Annotated in this window: 16 protein-coding genes; 5 read left to right on the top strand and 11 right to left on the bottom strand. The window is 66.5% G+C overall.

What is annotated here, in order from left to right:
• Window positions 1–332: 332 nt before the first annotated feature.
• Window positions 333–1034, bottom strand: coding sequence for a ligase-associated DNA damage response endonuclease PdeM (pdeM, locus tag AAG816_RS19625; RefSeq protein WP_341991363.1), 702 nt, complete (start codon window positions 1032–1034; stop codon window positions 333–335).
• A 56-nt stretch (window positions 1035–1090) separates the two neighbouring features.
• Complete coding sequence (locus tag AAG816_RS19620; protein WP_341991362.1) at window positions 1091–2182, bottom strand: NADH:flavin oxidoreductase/NADH oxidase; 1092 nt, start codon at window positions 2180–2182, stop codon at window positions 1091–1093.
• Between the two features lie 181 nt (window positions 2183–2363).
• Between AAG816_RS19620 and AAG816_RS19615 the strand changes: the two genes are divergently transcribed.
• Window positions 2364–2792: a VOC family protein gene (locus AAG816_RS19615; RefSeq protein WP_341991361.1), complete on the top strand. Its 429-nt coding sequence runs from the start codon at window positions 2364–2366 to the stop codon at window positions 2790–2792.
• Window positions 2793–2823: 31 nt separating this feature from the next.
• Window positions 2824–3285 carry a VOC family protein gene (locus AAG816_RS19610; protein WP_341991360.1) on the top strand — a complete coding sequence of 154 codons (462 nt, stop codon included), beginning with the start codon at window positions 2824–2826 and terminating at the stop codon, window positions 3283–3285.
• Between the two features lie 3 nt (window positions 3286–3288).
• On the opposite strand, the gene AAG816_RS19605 is transcribed toward AAG816_RS19610, so the two are convergent.
• From AAG816_RS19605 to AAG816_RS19570, 8 genes are all read right to left on the bottom strand, one after another.
• Window positions 3289–4125 (bottom strand): extensin family protein, encoded by an 837-nt coding sequence (locus AAG816_RS19605; RefSeq protein ID WP_341991359.1) that lies wholly within the window; start codon window positions 4123–4125, stop codon window positions 3289–3291.
• A complete protein-coding gene (locus tag AAG816_RS19600) occupies window positions 4122–5159 on the bottom strand; it encodes a L,D-transpeptidase (RefSeq protein WP_341991358.1) in 1038 nt (345 codons plus the stop codon). Before AAG816_RS19600 ends, AAG816_RS19605 begins: the two co-directional genes overlap by 4 nt.
• An 87-nt stretch (window positions 5160–5246) precedes the next feature.
• Window positions 5247–5567: a hypothetical protein gene (locus AAG816_RS19595; protein ID WP_341991357.1), complete on the bottom strand. Its 321-nt coding sequence runs from the start codon at window positions 5565–5567 to the stop codon at window positions 5247–5249.
• Window positions 5568–6059: 492 nt separating this feature from the next.
• Window positions 6060–6494, bottom strand: coding sequence for a hypothetical protein (locus AAG816_RS19590; RefSeq protein WP_341991356.1), 435 nt, complete (start codon window positions 6492–6494; stop codon window positions 6060–6062).
• Between the two features lie 417 nt (window positions 6495–6911).
• On the bottom strand, window positions 6912–8231 hold the full coding sequence (locus tag AAG816_RS19585; RefSeq protein ID WP_341991355.1) for a reverse transcriptase domain-containing protein: 1320 nt from the start codon (window positions 8229–8231) through the stop codon (window positions 6912–6914).
• Window positions 8228–8818: an SLATT domain-containing protein gene (locus tag AAG816_RS19580; RefSeq protein ID WP_341991354.1), complete on the bottom strand. Its 591-nt coding sequence runs from the start codon at window positions 8816–8818 to the stop codon at window positions 8228–8230. The genes AAG816_RS19585 and AAG816_RS19580 overlap by 4 nt, the downstream gene beginning before the upstream one ends.
• 365 nt (window positions 8819–9183) lie before the next feature.
• Complete coding sequence (locus tag AAG816_RS19575; protein ID WP_341991353.1) at window positions 9184–11766, bottom strand: ligase-associated DNA damage response DEXH box helicase; 2583 nt, start codon at window positions 11764–11766, stop codon at window positions 9184–9186.
• A 149-nt stretch (window positions 11767–11915) separates the two neighbouring features.
• Entirely contained in the window at window positions 11916–12521 is a 606-nt protein-coding gene (locus AAG816_RS19570) for a hypothetical protein (RefSeq protein WP_341991352.1), read from the bottom strand.
• Window positions 12522–12990: 469 nt separating this feature from the next.
• Between AAG816_RS19570 and AAG816_RS19565 the strand changes: the two genes are divergently transcribed.
• Both AAG816_RS19565 and arfB read left to right on the top strand, forming a co-directional pair.
• A complete protein-coding gene (locus tag AAG816_RS19565) occupies window positions 12991–14070 on the top strand; it encodes a GNAT family N-acetyltransferase (RefSeq protein ID WP_341991351.1) in 1080 nt (359 codons plus the stop codon).
• A gap of 69 nt (window positions 14071–14139) precedes the next feature.
• Window positions 14140–14562 (top strand): alternative ribosome rescue aminoacyl-tRNA hydrolase ArfB, encoded by a 423-nt coding sequence (arfB, locus tag AAG816_RS19560; protein ID WP_341991350.1) that lies wholly within the window; start codon window positions 14140–14142, stop codon window positions 14560–14562.
• 6 nt (window positions 14563–14568) lie between these two features.
• Here arfB and AAG816_RS19555 read toward each other — a convergent pair whose 3' ends face one another.
• On the bottom strand, window positions 14569–15069 hold the full coding sequence (locus tag AAG816_RS19555) for a cupin domain-containing protein (RefSeq protein WP_341991349.1): 501 nt from the start codon (window positions 15067–15069) through the stop codon (window positions 14569–14571).
• 68 nt (window positions 15070–15137) lie between these two features.
• Between AAG816_RS19555 and AAG816_RS19550 the strand changes: the two genes are divergently transcribed.
• Complete coding sequence (locus tag AAG816_RS19550) at window positions 15138–15737, top strand: TetR/AcrR family transcriptional regulator (protein WP_341991348.1); 600 nt, start codon at window positions 15138–15140, stop codon at window positions 15735–15737.
• Window positions 15738–15744: the final 7 nt, after the last annotated feature.

The following is a 15744-nucleotide window of genomic DNA, read 5'->3' as shown; positions in this document are numbered from 1 at the left end:
TTGAGGCGCGGGGAACCCTCCCCCCTTGCGGGGGAGGGCAGGGAGGGGGGAGAAACGGTATCCGGCTGTGACCGGCCGCTTCAGCGTCCGAGCCCGCCTCCCGCATCAGATCTTGGCCCACATCCAACCACGCAGCATCGTCTCGCGTTTCACCCCCCTCCCCAACCCTCCCCCGCAAGGGGGGAGGGGGTGCAAGCGGGGGCGGCGCCCATTTGCGACATGGGTTTTGGCGGTTCCGGTATGGGGTGTAGCCGACGGCGTCGGCCAGCTTGCCAGACGGAGCTACCCCTCCAACCTATGGCGGAGGGCGCGAACCGACGCACCCCTCCGTTTCAATCCATCCGGCAGGCGTGGCTGGCGATCTTGAAGGTGCGGCCTTCGCCCAGGAGATGGGCTTCAAAGCCGCCCGTGAACAGGCCGGATACCGCGCCGTCGCGCACGTTCAATCCGCCCGCATAGGCGCCCAGCGCCGGCAGCAGCAAGCGGGCGCCATCGGTGGCAAAGCAGCGGCGGCGGATGGCGCGGCCGCGCACGGTGAGGCGCGCCACCGGATGCAGATGCCCCGCCACTTCACCCAACGCACCATCGGCGCTGGGTTCGTGGCGCAGCACCAGCGGCCCCACGCGCAATTCCCGCGTCCACTCGCCACCCAGATCCTTTGCCGGCTCTGGGTCGTGGTTGCCGGCGATCCAGATGAAGGTGCGGCCCTGTTGCAAAGCGGTGAGGCGGGCGCGGGCCTCGGGGTCCAGGCGCTCGGCGCCCCAGCGGTCATGGAAGCTGTCGCCCAAGGCGACAATCACCCGCGGGCGGAGGTCCGCCACCAGGGCCTCCAGGCGGGTGAGGGTCTCGGCGGTGTCGTAGGGCGGCAGCATCTGGCCGCGCCGGGCGTAGGCGGAGCCCTTCTCCAGATGCAGATCGGCCACCACCAGCAGGCTCTCGTCCGGCCAGAACAATGCGCCGCGCGGATCCAGCCGCACCATGGCCCCGTGCAGCGGCACGAGCGGGAGCGGCGGGGAATCGGTACGATCGAGCATGGGATGTTGTGTCCGATCGGGGACGGGCCGGCAAGCGCAGCCGCCGGCCCCCGCCGTCAGCGGAACAGGTGGCGCAGGCCCGAGGGCTGGCAGCGCAGATATTGCGGCGCCGCATGGACGCTGTCGCCCAGGGCGGCGGCCGCGTGCCAGGGCCAGCGCGGATCATAGAGAATGCCGCGGGCCAGCGCGATGGCATCGGCCTCGCCCGCCGCCAGGATCTCCTGCGCCATGGTCGGAGAGGTGATCAGCCCCACCGCGATGGTGGGCAGGCCGGTGGCCGCCTTGATCGCCGCCGCGAACGGCACCTGATAGCCCGGCCCCACCGGGATCTGCTGCAATTGCGACAGCCCGCCGGACGACACATGGATGGCGTCCAGGCCCCGATCCTTCAAAGCGTGGGCAAAGGCGATGGTCTGCTCCAGATCCCAGCCGCCTTCCACCCAATCGGTGGCGGATACCCGCATGATGACCGGGATGTGAGCCGGCAAAGCCGCGCGCACCGCCTCATACACCTCCAGCGGGAAGCGCATGCGATTGTCCAGCGATCCGCCATAGGCGTCGGTGCGCTGGTTGGAGAGCGGCGAGAGGAATTGGTGCAGCAGATAGCCGTGGGCGCCGTGGATCTCCACCGCCTCGAAGCCGATGCGGGCGGCGCGGCGCGCGGTGTCGGCAAACGCGGTCTTCACCCGCTCCAACCCGCCCGCATCCAGCGCGATGGGGGTGACGTCCTCGGGGCGGAACGGCACCGCGGAGGGGCCGAACGGCACCCAGCCGCCGGCGCCGGGGGGCACCTGGGCGCTGCCTTCCCACGGCACCTGCGACGAGGCCTTGCGCCCCGCATGACCCAACTGAATGCCGAACTTGATCGGCGAATAGACCCGGATGCGGCGGATGACGTCGCCCAGGGCGGCCTCGGTGGCGTCCGACCACAGGCCGAGATCGGCGGGCGAAATGCGCGCTTCCGGCTCGACGCCGGTGGCTTCCAGGATCAGCAGGCCGGCGCCGGAGAGGGCCAGATTGCCCAGATGCATCAGATGCCAGTCGGTGGCGGCGCCGTCCTTGGCCGAATACTGGCACATGGGGGCGATGACGATGCGGTTGTCCAGTTCGAGCTGGCCGAGCCGGAGCGGCGTGAAGAGGTCTGACATGGGGGCATCCGAAAAGGGGCGGGGCGTTCCCTGATCATATAGGTGCTCGCGCGGCAAAGGCAGGGGCCGGCGGTGCCTGGGAACGTGAGATGGATCCAGCTCGGGCGCCTTTTTTCGTCCGGTGCTGTCGGAACCGGGCGGGCGCCTTCGTCCTTGGGCAGGTCCGCTGAGAGGAGCGCCCATGTCCAAGATGATCTTCGTCAACCTGCCGGTGGCAGACCTGCCCCGCGCCGTCGCCTTCTACGAGCAGGTGGGCGCCACGCGGAACCCGCAATTCTCCGACGATACCGCCACCTGCATGGTGCTGTCCGACATCATCCACGTGATGCTGCTGACCCACGCCAAGTTCCGCCAGTTCACCGCCAAGCCCATCGTCGATGCCAAGACCCAGTGCGAAGTGATGCTGTGCCTCTCCGCCGACAGCCGCGCCGATGTGGATGATGTGGTGGCGAAGGCCGCCGCCGCCGGCGGCAGCAGCGATCCCACCGGCGTGCAGGATCATGGCTGCATGTATGGCCGCGGCTTCGAGGATCCGGACGGCCATATCTGGGAAGTGATGTGGATGGATCTGGCCGCCGCCACCGCCGCCCACGCGCCGGCCGAGGCCTGAGCGCCACTCCGAGCCGAGAAAGGATCGCCGGATGTCCAAGGTCGCCCCGTGCCTGTGGTTTGACGGCGTCGCGGAGGCGGCGGCGCGCTTCTATGCCTCCCTGCTGCCGGGGTCGCAGATCGATGCGATCCTGCGCAATCCGGTGGATACGCCCTCCGGCCCCACCGGCAGCGTGCTGGTGGTGGAGTTCACCCTGGCCGGCCAGAGCTTCATGGCCCTGAACGGCGGGCCGCAGTTCCCCTTCTCGCCCGCCGTATCGTTCAAGATCGATTGCGACGACCAGTCCGAAGTGGACCGGCTGTGGGACGCGCTCAGCGCCGATGGCGGTCAGCCCGGCCAATGCGGCTGGCTCACCGACCGCTTCGGCGTGTCGTGGCAGATCGTGCCGAAGGGGCTGCTGCCGCTGTTGGCCGACCCCGGCCGCGCGCCGCGGGTGATGACGGCGCTCATGGCCATGGGCAAGCTGGATCTCGCCGCGCTGCAGGCGGCGTGAGTCTCAGTCCACGGTCCATTGGCACATGGCGAAGTCGGCCCGGCGCTGGCGCATGTCCAGATGCACATGGTTGGCGTGGGAACTGTCGGCACCGGGGCCGAGCACGGTGCGAAACCGGGCGCAGGCGCTTTTCTGCACCGCGGCGCGGATCTCCCGCGTGGCCGGGTCCGCCTGCCACAGAGCGATCTCCCGCCCGTCGGCGAAGGTGAGGCCCAGCAGATCGAAGGCATTGCCGCTGGCATGCTCGCTGATCTGCGCCCCGGCCTGGCCGTTGCGCGGGCGGCAGGCATGGCCGCCGACGCCGGTGAGCTTGGCCAGCGTGGTGCCGTTGGCGGTGGCGATGGCGGCCAGATCCGCGCCGATCCAGCGGGCCAGTTCCACCGCCAGGGTGCAGCGCACGGTGATGGGGCTCTCCAAAGCGATGTCCGGCCCCTCCGGGCGGCGCAGATGCGAGAAGGTGACGGGACCGGAAATGGCGCAGGCGCCATCGGCCGGCGGGTCCGCGGCCGCATCGTCCAGGATTACGCCGCCCAGATCCGCGAAGGTGGCGCGGCAGGCGGCGATCTCCGCCGCATCGGGGGGCGGGGTCGCGGGGGCGGGTGGCGGCACCGGCGCTTGCGTCGCCACCGGCGGGGCGGCGAGCTCGCGGGGACGCGGCAAAGGCAGGGGCGCGGGGGGCAGCCGGGGCGCGCGGCTCGCCGCCCGATGCGGTCCCGGCTTCGGCATCGGCGCCGCGGCGGCGCCGCGCAAAGGCGCAGGCGGCGTGGGCGCTGCCGTCCCGGGGGCGGCCGCGAGCATCATCCCGGCGGCACAGGCCAGAAGCAGGCGCACCGCCCTCATGCGGCGGGCTTTTCCACGAAGCGCATGCGCACGCCGGGCTTGACCAGCCCGGCCAGATCTTCCGCGTCCCAATTGGTCAGGCGGACGCAGCCGTGCGACGAGGTCTTGCTGATCTGCGCCGGTTCCGGCGTGCCATGGATGCCGAAGGTGGGCTTGGACAGAGCGATCCACACCGTGCCCACCGGATTGTTCGGCCCCGGCGGCAACTCCAGCGGCTTGCTATTGGCGCCCTGCTGGAAATTCTTTTTCGGATCATAGCCATAGGGCGGATTGTGCACCACGCGGGTGATCTCATATTCGCCCTCCGGCGATGCGGTCTCGCGGCTGCCGATGGTGGCCGGATAGCTGGCCAGCACCACATCCCCCGCCCCATAGGCCACCAGCATGCCGGTGGCCTTGATCGCCTCCAGCCGCTCCACGGGGGCGAGCGGCACCGTGCGCTGCGCCGCCACCACGGTGAGGGTCTCGCCGGGCTTCAGCAGGTCGGCGGTGGGGTTGAGCGCCTTGAGCAAGGCCTCGCTCATGTGGAAGCGCTCGGCATACATCTCGGTCGGCGTCTTGTAGCCGAGCTGCTTCAGCGTCGCCTGCTTGGCGTAATCGCGCGGGATCTCGGGCACGAAGGCGGTGGCGGCATCGGGCGCGGTGACGCTGTAGGGCGCGAGGATGTCCCCCGCCGTGGGTCCGCCCAGCGCCTGCCAGGTGGCGGCATCCATCTGGGTGCTGTCGCCGAGCCCGTTCAGCCGGCGGAACTGGGCGATGGCCTTGCGATAATTCTCGCCGTCGCGGCCGTCGATCTCGCCGGGCGAGACATTCTTGCGGCTGAGCAGCACCTGGGTCTTGACGATGAGCGGATCCAGCGCCCCGGCGGCGGCCTTGGGGGGCGTCTTCGCGGGTGTCTTGGCGTTCTTCTTCGTGGGCGGCGGCGGCGCGGTGAAGTTGGCCTGGTTGATGTCCTGCGCGGTGAGCGCGAACACCGGCCCGGTCAGCGCCAGCAGCAGCGCGAGGGTGCAGATCGAGCGGCGGGCAAGGGGCATAAGCGTTCGATCCGGTCACAGGGCCGGAGGTAAACGGCGCCAAGGCCAAGTTGTTCCCAAGGAGAGGTTGTCGCCGGGAGAGGGCGCCTACTCTTCGAGCTTCTGCTTGATCCGCCGCACCGAGGCGATGTCCCGCTTCAGCACCTTGAGCACTTCCTTTTCTTCGCCATTCAGCTTGCCCATGGGCACATGCTTGAGCAGCACTTCCAGCGCCTCCTGGATATGGCCGATCTGGCGGCCATAGGAGCCCACCACCCGCAGGGCTTCCCGCTCCACCTGCGGATTGGAGGTCTCGCCCATGTTGATGCTGAAGAGATTATACTGCGATCCGGCCTGAAAGCCGTTCAACAGATCGATGGGCTGGAACAGATATTGCGGCGCCAGCGACAGGCTTGTGGTCTTGGTCATGGGTGCCCCCGGATGTTCTGGGGCAAGACTAGGACTGAGGCGGGCGGTTGCATAGATGGCGCGGGTGTCCGGGCTTCGGGGCCTTCGCGGGTGCGCGGCCCAGCCCGGGGCGTCCCTGGGCGGAAGAGGGGGGCCTTGGCCACAGCGGGCATGATCGGCGGGCTTTCACCCACCTCCCTGCCTCCCCCGCAAGGGGGGAGGGGGTCTGGCGCGCGGTTGGCGCGGGTCTGAAAGATCCCGTCCCGTCCCACTCCCCAGTTCTCAGGCGCCCTCCTCCACCCGCGCCCGGCAAACCCTCCCCCCTTGCGGGGGAGGGCAGGGAGGGGGGTGAAACGGCCGGGGGAGGGCGCGTTGTTCGACGTGGGCAACACCAGCAACAGATGCGCGCGACGGTCACGCCGCCGCGCCGATAATGGCCGCCAGCGGCGGGCGATGTCGCAGGCCTGATGACGGGTATCGGCGGAATTCATCCCGCCGATACCCGTGGACGGCTTACTTCAGCGACAACGCCAGTCCGCTCAAATCCAGGCTCACGATGGCGCCGGTCTGCTCGCCGGTGAGCTCCAGAACGGCGCCGTTCTGGTTGGTCAGGACGACGACCTGCGCGCCTTTGACGAGGGCGGCGCCAGCACCGCCCTGGGCATAGACGCCAGAAATGTCCGACGCACGTTTGATATTGCGGACCTTGCCATGAAAGCGCGTCTCGGAGGCGCCGAAGGTGAAGCCATAGCTCAGCCCCCCGACCGCGAGCGGATATTGGCGGCCCTGAAACGTCAGCACGCCTTCGCCGGCGGATCCGCCGAACACAAACCCGGCCTTGAAGATGCGGATTTTGACGGTGCCGTCCGCGGCGTTCGCCATGGACATGCCGCCAACCAGCGCTGCCAATGCCAGCAGACCGACCCTGAGTAAGGACAAGATTTTCATCGACGGAACCTCCCAAACGCGAGCGATGCGCCATGTGGCCCATCGTCAGATAATGCGCAGTCTGGCGTTTCGTTCCTCGACAATCAACCGCGAGACGGCCCCGCCGCCGTGCCGGCGACGATGGCCTCCAGATCAAGCGTCAGGTTGTTCAGGTCGTGGGGCGGCGCGTTTGGGTCTGGGCGTAGGCGCCGCGCGGATGTCTCCTCCGCAGCAGGAGCGGAAATTCGCCGCGGTGGCGACCGATGTCTGCTTTGGGAGGGGAAGCCGAATGGCGGATTCTGGGCACAGATGTGGACAAGTGGTCATTCAAGTAGCAGCGCGTATCGAGGGAAGGGTGCACCCATTTTGGTCGTTCATGACGATGTGAGACGAGCTTGTTGTCTAAGGGTTGATGCTCACCCCGTGGTGGAGCTACCCCTAGCTGATTGGAGTGATGTCATTCTCCAGTTGCGCAACTTCTTTGCGCACAATCTTCGCAAATGTGCGATCAATCCGATCTTGCGGCCAAGCCATAACCCCTGCCACCTCATGACCCATCATGTCGGCGATCAGCGACGCCTTCTGCGCCTTGCTGTATTCATCGAAACGAGGAATGTACGTTGTCTTGTCTAAACGATATCGGACTTCGTAGTACGTCTTCACAAACGTTTTGGGTCGGCCAAATCGCTGCATACCCGCGCGTTGCCATGCTCGCTCTACGAATTTATCAAGCCGACGGAGTTGCTTGATGTCTGTCGTCATTGAGAAAAAGAACATCCATCCTCGCCTTTTTTGATCGAAGATGCAGCCCGTAATCTTGATATTTAGGCGTCGGAGGATTCGCTTGTTGTTTTTCGTATGCTTGGCCCCCGTGAGGACACCCATTATGGTCTCCATCATTCGGCGATATGACGACTTTCGCACGGATATAATATTCGGTTTTATGGAATATCCGAGATAGTCGACGCCGGAATTGAGTGGAACGATCTTGCTTTTGCTAAATTCAGCTCGCGGGTGGCACTGCAGGCCGATTTTTTCTAGTTGCTTCGCAATGAAGGCAAACGTCTTCTCTGCGCTATCCGTCTTGCAGACTACCAAAATGTCATCGACGTACCGAAAATACGAGTGACGCGACTGCATCATCTCATCAAACCGAATCATGTAAATCGCCGACAAAATGTTAGAGATACTCAGCCCTTGGGGAATGCCCCTAGGCAATCTCTGCGGTGACGGAGTGCCGGTTGGCGTTTGGATTGCCGTCTCGATCAAGCTGAGTAGTTCATGGGTTCGGACTCGTGACCGAACCCGCTGCATAAGCAGTTCATGGATGATATTTGGGTAGAAATTTTGAACGTCAATTTGCACAAAAGAATAATCGTTACTTAACGGTTTGATCAAACCCGAAATTTCATGAATGTAATGGTGTGGTGCGGCTTGGCGCTTATCTGAGAAACACTCAATAATGACATTATTGATCGCTCGTAAGATAATGCGATCACGCACAGTCGCAATGGAGATCTCTCTCGGGGCTTTCCCCGCACCCTTGAGCACAAGCTTTTGGCGATAAGTTGTAAAACGATAGGTTCCATTTCGAATTCTGGTGAGCGCTTGGGAAAGCTCAGAGTCAATAACTCTCTGAAACGCGTCTGGCGATACTCCGTCCTTTCCGGATGTTGCCGTGTGAGCAATCCGGTCCTTGAAGATTTTCTTTAAATTTTCAAGGGTGAACTGGCGGTCGAAATGCTCGCGCGCAGTCATGCATGCTTAGCCGCAAAGGGCCCTGCCGCGAACGCAAGAGGGATCAGAACGAGCATTGCCATCAGAGCCCAGAAGACGACCCGCCTCCAGACGTAAGCGAACCTCATGTACAAAGTACATTTTAGCTGCTTACCGTTACTCTTTACCTCTTTTCCTTCAAGGACGATGTGCGTGAAAAGGAAGTCATGGTAATCGCCGCTTGAGTGGTTGGGGCAGACCACCAAGATGTCAGCATAGAGTTTTTGTTTTGACCTACAGTCGCCTTCGTCTTCGTAAAGTCGCTGCAACGAAAGATAGCAATCGCGATATAGCGAGGCGGTCCGTTCAAACCGGAACCCGCCGACGACGAGAGAAGCGACCAGCACGGCCACAGAAGCTGTGACCGAGATCCCGTCGAAATAGGTGTAGGTGGACTTGAAGTACTCTGGAAACACAGAAAGCACGACTGTGAACACAGAGTAATATGCCAGTAAAAATAAAGACCAATTGTTGTACCGGAGGAGGCGCTTTTCACCCATCATCCGAGCGCGTGAGGTAATCCATATCTTGTCTTGGACATATTCCCCCTCGGAACCCATTTCGGACATGAAAACTCCATTGAGGGTGCGGACGCAATAATTCAAGATAACTAAGCACTCGTCGCCGAATGCAGCAGAAGCCAAGGCCGAAGCCTTATTTAGTAACAGTGACCCTTCCGAGCCAGCGAGCTTTCACTCGCTCCGTCCGCACCCGCGTGAAATAAGAACGGAAACGGTGAAGAAATGCAAGTTTAACTTCCGTCTAGCATCGAGCCACGAAGCCCCGTGCCTGACAATCTCGCCGCTACGCAGCCAATTCGGCGACGCCCCCGGCCAGTTTTAGATTGCACGCAAATCGTGCTGAACGAACGCAATTGGGTAGTAAACCGACATAACGAGAGAGCGGCCGAATGGCCGCTACCGGTCAACCCCCCTCACCCCATCGCCTCCCGCACCAGCTCCTCCTCCGCTTCCGCCAGCAAAAACTCCGCCGTCTCCGGGCCGCCGACGCTCTCGCGGCCGATCTCCAGCAGCACCGGCACCGAGAGCGGCGAGACCCGCTCCAGCGGCTGGTGCACGATATGGCCCTTGATGCGGGCCAGCATGTCGGAGAGGCGGCGCACGTCCAGAAGGCCGGTGGCGGCGTCGGCGCGGGCGGCGCGCAGCAGCATGTGGTCGGGCTCGTGGCGGCGCAGCACGTCATAGATCAGATCGGTGGAGATGGTCACTTGCCGCCCGGTCTTCTCCTTGCCGGGAAAGCGGCGCTCGATCAGCCCGGCGATCACCGCGCAGGTGCGGAAGGTGCGTTTCATCAGGGCGCTCTCGTCCAGCCAGGCTTCCAGATCATCGCCCAGCATGTCGGCATCGAACAGGCCGGCCAGCGAGAGGCGCCCGTCGGCGATGGCCGCGCCCATGTCGGCGGCGGCATAGATGGCGATGGCATAATCATTGGCCACGAAGCCGAGAGGGGCGAGGCGGGCGCGCTCCAGGCGGCGGGTCAGCAGCATGCCCAGCGTCTGGTGGGCGAGGCGCCCCTCGAAGGCATAGAGCACCATGTAGAAGCGCCCGGAGCGGGCGAAGGTCTCCACCAGGAGATCGTTGCGGCCGGGCAGGCGGGAGCGCTGCTTCTGGAGGTTCAGCCAGTCCTGCACCTGTAGCGGCAGGGCGGCCCAGCGCTTGGGCGCGGCCAAAAGCGCCCGCACGCCCGCCGCCAGAAAGGTGCTGAGCGGAAACTTGCCGCCCGCATAAGAGGGCACGCGCGGCTCGGGCGCCGATGAGCGGGAGACATAGACCTGATCTTCCACCAGCGCGTCATAGCGCAGGATCTCGCCGGCGAAGACGAAGGTGTCGCCCGGCACCAGGGTCTCGATGAAATATTCCTCCACCTCTCCCAGCATGCGGCCGCCGAAGCGCGGGCGCCCGGCGGGGCCGTTCTTGGGCGATCCCTTGGCCGAGACCAGGCGCACCTTGAGCATGGTGCTCTCGACGATGGTGCCCACATTCAGCCGGTAGGTCTGGGCCACCTGGGGATTGGAGACCCGCCACAGCCCCTCCTTGGTGCGGCGGATCTTGGCGAAGCGCTCATAGACCCGCAGCGCGTAGCCGCCGGTGGCGACGAAATCCAGCGTGGCATCGAAATCGGCGCGGGTCAGCGCCCGATAGGGCGCGGCGCTGCGCACCTCGGCATAGAGGGCATCGGCGGCAAAGGGGGCGGCGCAGGCGCTGCCGAGAATGTGCTGGGCCAGCACGTCGAGGGCGCCGGTGCGCTCGGGCGGGGTATCCTGGGCGCCGGCGGCCACCGCTTCTAAGGCCGCCCGGCATTCCAGCACCTCGAACCGATTGGCCGGCACCAGCACCGCATGGGAGCTTTCGTCCAGCCGATGGTTGGCGCGGCCGATGCGCTGCATCAGGCGGGAGGAGCCCTTGGGGGCGCCCACATTGATCACCTGGTCCACATCGCCCCAATCGATGCCCAGATCCAGCGAGGAGGTGCAGACCACGCCCTTGAGCTTGCCCGCCGCCATGGCCGCCTCCACCCGGCGGCGCTGCTCCACATCCAGCGAGCCGTGATGGAGGGCGATGGGCAGGTTCAGCTCGTTGATGCGCCACAGCTCCTGAAACAGCATCTCCGCCTGCCAGCGGGTGTTGACGAAGACCAGCGAGGTGCGGTGGGCGGCGATCAGGCCGTAGATCTCGGCCAGGGCATGGAGCGCGGTGTGGCTGGCCCAGGGCATGCGGGCCTCGCTCTCCAGGATGGAGAGATCCGGCGGCGCGCCGCCCGCCGCCACCACCAGCCCGGCGCGGGGGGCGGTGCGGGCGTCGGCGTCCTGAGGCACCAGATAGCGGCGCAGATCGTCCGGCTCGGCCACGGTGGCGGAGAGGCCCACCGTCTGGAGGCCGGGGGCGAGCGTGCGCAGGCGGGCCAGCGCCAAAGCCAGCAGGTCGCCGCGCTTGGAGGTGACCAGCGAATGCAGTTCGTCCAGCACCACCCGTTTCAGGCCGGAGAACAGCTGGGGCGCCTCCTTGGAGGCCAGCAGCAAGGCGATCTGCTCCGGCGTCGTGAGCAGGATGTCCGGCGGGTCGCGGCGCTGGCGGGCGCGGCGGGAGGCGGGGGTGTCGCCGGTGCGGGTCTCCACCCGGATGGGCAGGCCCATCTCGGTGATGGGCGCCTCCAGATTGCGGGCGATGTCCACCGCCAGGGCCTTCAGCGGCGAGATGTAGAGCGTGTGCAAGGGCGAGGTGCGCGGCGGCGGCGTGCGCCCGGCGGGGGCGGGGGGCTTGCGCTTGGGCGGGGCGGCGCGGGCTTCGGTCAGCTCCACCAGGGTGGGCAGGAAGCCGGCCAGGGTCTTGCCGGCGCCGGTGGGGGCGATCAGCAAGGTGGATTTGCCGGCGCGGGCGGCGGCCAGCAGGTCGAGCTGATGGGTGCGCGGCGCCCAGCCGCGGGCGGCGAACCAGCGGGCGAACACGTCGGGGAGGGGGCGCGCGCGCCGCGGCTTCAGGGTGGACACCGGCTCCATATAGGACGCCGGGGGGCGCGGCGCGAGGCGCGCGCCGGTCTGTCTCAGACAGGGTTTGCGTCACATCCTGTCTGAGACAGGGTGTTCGAACGGGGGAATTGCGGGGAATTGCGGGGCCGGACGCGGGCAGGCCGCGTCCGGCGATGGCATCAGCGGGTGGCGTTGATGGCCAGGCCTTCCACATAGGTGATCTGGCACAGATCGCCCAATTGCACCTGGGCGAGGTTGGCCAGCACCTGCGGGTTCATCGCCTTGACCGTGCGCACCAGGCCGTCGGCGCCCTCGAAGCTGATGGTGCCGTTGGTCTTGTCGATGTTCACCAGCATGGTGGTGATGGTCACCTGGCGGATGCCGAAGCCTTCCGGCCAGCCGGGCAGGCCGTCATTCACCGCCACCTCGGCCATGACCTCGCCGGGCTTGCCCTGCTGGGCCTTTCCGAGCGCGGTGACCTCGCCCGGAACCACCCGGATCAGCAAATGCTCGCTGTTGCGCAGCAAGGCGATGTTGCCGGCCAAAGGCGGCACCAGCACCGACCAGCGCTTGCCGGCGGCGCCTTCCAGCACCACCCGGTTGGTGGCCGGATCGGCGCTCACCACCTGGGCACGGTAGGACAGCACGGTCACCGTCCCGGCGCCCGGCACCACCACGGTGGTGACGGCGCTCGGCGCCGGCTGGGCGGCCGCCGGCAGAGCGACCCCGGCCACCAGCGCGCATCCCACGGACAGGGCCGCAACCCGCATGCGAAGCTTGGACATGACTTTCCCCCTGCAATCCAAGGTGGCGTCCCGGCGAGGCCGGGCGGCCGTCCTGGCGGATGATTTCCCTGTGCCGGGCGCGCCGGATGCCGGCCCGCGCCCGTCGTCCCGAATCGCCATAACCCTTTGTCGGCAAGCGATTTCGTGCCCCGGCGCCCGTCCGAGGGCGCGACGCTGGAGTGCCTCGCCTCTAACATGGTGCCGCTGACCCCCGCAACCATGCCCGCTGCGTCAGCCGCTCGGGAAAGCATTGTCACAATCCCTTCTGAAAACTATGGTGAAGGTGTCGTTCACGAAGGATCCGGCGCGGGTGCGCTGGGGCCCGTGTCGGCGGTCTCGGCGGTGGGCGGTCTCGCAGGAGCCCCCTTCCCCGGCAGGCATGGCCGGCCCGGTCGCCTGTGCACTCGGTTCGTTGCGGCGGCGCGGGGCAAACCTGCAGCCGCCAGCGCCGGTAGGGAGGGGCTGTGCGATGAAGCGCGACATCCAGGACGAGGCGGCCTTCAGTCTGCCGGCGCTGTTCGGCAAGGGCATTGATGTGGCCAAGGAAGGCTTCGCCAAATTCCCCGGTCCGCTGTTCCCGAGCCCGCTGTTTCCCGGCCCGCTGGCGCGGGATGCACGGCCGGACGCCAAGCCGATCTTCCTGCCCGGCACCTTTCCCGCCGCCTCGCAGAAGCTGATGACCGACTTCCGCGCCTATAGCGGCATCCGCCACCGCGAGGCGGTGCCGTTCGGCGAGCCGGTGGTGCTGGGGCGCCTGGGGCCGCTGGAAGTGCGCCTGGCCCGCACCGCCCGCGACGTCCGCCGCGCCCAGCGCTTGCGCTACAAGGTGTTCTACGAGGAAATGTCGGCGCTGCCGGACGCCGCCTCGCGGCTGGCGCGGCGCGATTTCGATGCCTTCGATGCGGTGTGCGAGCATATCCTGGTGCTCGACCACGATGCGGGCAAGATGGTGCTGGGCCGCAAGAAGCCGAAGGTGGTGGGCACCTATCGGCTGCTGCGCCAGGAGGTGGCCAACCGGCACGGCGGCTTCTACACCGCCAATGAATTCGACGTCAGCCACATCATCGACGGCCATCCGACCCTGAAGTTCCTGGAGCTGGGCCGCTCCTGCGTGCTCAAGCCCTATCGCAACAAGCGGACGGTCGAGCTGCTGTGGCACGGGATCTGGGCCTATGTGCTGCGCAACAAGATCGACGCCATGCTCGGCTGCGCCTCGCTGGAAGGCACCAATCCCGACGAACTGGCTCTGCCGCTCTCCTTCCTGCACCACAATGCGCGGGCGCCGGAGGAATGGCGCGCCCGCGCGCTGCCCCACCGCTATGTGGAGATGAACCGCATGCCGGCGGAGGCGATCAATCCCAAGGCGGCGCTGCATTCCTTGCCGCCGCTGGTGAAGGGCTATCTGCGGCTGGGCGGTTTCGTGGGCGACGGCGCGGTGGTGGACCATCAGTTCGGCACCACGGACGTGCTGGTGGTGCTGCCGGTGTCGGTGATCAGCCCGCGCTATGTGGAGCATTTCGGCCCCACCGCAAACCGTCACGCGGTCTGAGCCCCTCTCGCCCGGCTGCGCGGCTTCTGTCATAGAAGGCCGTGCCGCGATCGGTGAGGCGGGAGAGACATGATCGAGATCACGCCCCGCATCGCCATCTCCGAAGACGAGATCAGCCTCACCTTCGTGCGGGCCTCGGGCCCCGGCGGGCAGAATGTCAACAAGGTGTCGACCGCAGTGCAACTGCGCTTCGACCTCATGGGCTCGCCGGCGCTGCCGGAAGGCGTGAAGCGGCGCGCCGCGGTTCTGGCCGGCAGCCGGCTGACCAAGGACGGTGTGGTGGTGCTGCAGGCGCAGCAGTTCCGCACCCAGGAGCGCAACCGCCAGGATGCCATCGACCGGCTGGTGGAAATGCTGCGGGCGGCGACCGTGGTGGCCCCGCCCCGTCGCAAGACCCGGCCCACCTTGGCCTCCAAGGAGCGCCGCCTGACCGCCAAGGGCCATCGCGGCAACGTCAAGAGCCTGCGCCAGGGCAAGCCCGACACGGACTGAGCCGGTTCAGGCCGGTGGCAGCATTTCGATGCCGTTGCGCTGGGCCGCTTGCATCAGGCGCGGCAGGTCCGGCGGTGCCAGCGGCGGGAAGTGGGTGGCATCGGCCACCGGATCGCCGGCCTCCAGGAAGAATTGTTCGTGCTGGAGCCCCGGCGTGTGCAGGATCAGCATGCGGGCGGGCCGGTCGCCGGGATTACTGAAGGCGTGGGGCGTGCCGGTAGGCACGAAATGAAAGCTGCCGGGACCGCTGCGCGTGGTCACCTCGCCCACCATGAACTCATACTCGCCTTCGAGCACCAGGAACGCCTCGGTATCGCTGGCGTGGGTGTGGGGCGGTGTGCCCTGGCCCGGCGCGGTGCAGGTCTCCACCAGGGAAAAGCTGCCCTGCGTCTGGGCGGTGGTGGCGCGGAACGTGACCAGCGACCCCAGCAGATGCAGAGTAGAGCCGATCTGGGGCGGCGGGGCGCATGGAGCAAGGGCGGACGTGGGGGAAGAAGAGGGGCTCATGTTTGCTCGGCTCCGAGTTTATGGTACAACTTTCTCGTTATGAGATTTATGTCTTATAAGGAGAAGACTTGAACCGTCAAGAGACCGCTGGCCGGGTGGCCCAAAAGGCGCGCACCCGCCAGACCCTGCTCGCCGCCACCCGCGATTTGCTGGCTGAGGGACATCACCCCACCGTGGCCGAGGCGGCCGACCGGGCACAGATCTCCCGCGCCACCGCCTATCGCTACTTCTCGGCCCCGGAGCCCATGGCGCAGGAGGCGGTGCTGGATGCCATCGCCAAGGAGTTCGAGGCGGTCTCGTTCGGCAACAGTCCTGCGGGCAGCGACCTTGCCACCCGTGCCGAGGATGTGGTCGCCGCCATCCTGCGCATGGTGCTGGCCCATGAGCCGCTGTTTCGCACCTTCCTGAGCGTGTCCAGCGCCGGCACCGGGACCCCCGGCTGGCGCGGCGGGCGGCGTCTGGGTTGGATTCGGGACGCGCTGGCGCCGATCTCGGTTGATCTCCCCCCGGCCCAGCTTGATCTGCTGGTGACGGGCCTGGCGCTCCTGGCGGGGATCGAGACGGTTATCGTGCTGTCCGACGTCTGCGGCCTGGAGCCGGGCGCCATTGAGCACACCGCGCGCCGTCTCGCGCGCACTCTGGTGCGGGGCGTGCTCGCAGACGCCTGAGCGGGGG

It is taken from the genome of Azorhizobium sp. AG788 (assembly GCF_943371865.1).
GTDB lineage: Bacteria > Pseudomonadota > Alphaproteobacteria > Rhizobiales > Xanthobacteraceae > Azorhizobium.
Note: the sequence above shows the minus strand (reverse complement) of the source record. Positions and strands in the feature narration are given on the sequence as shown.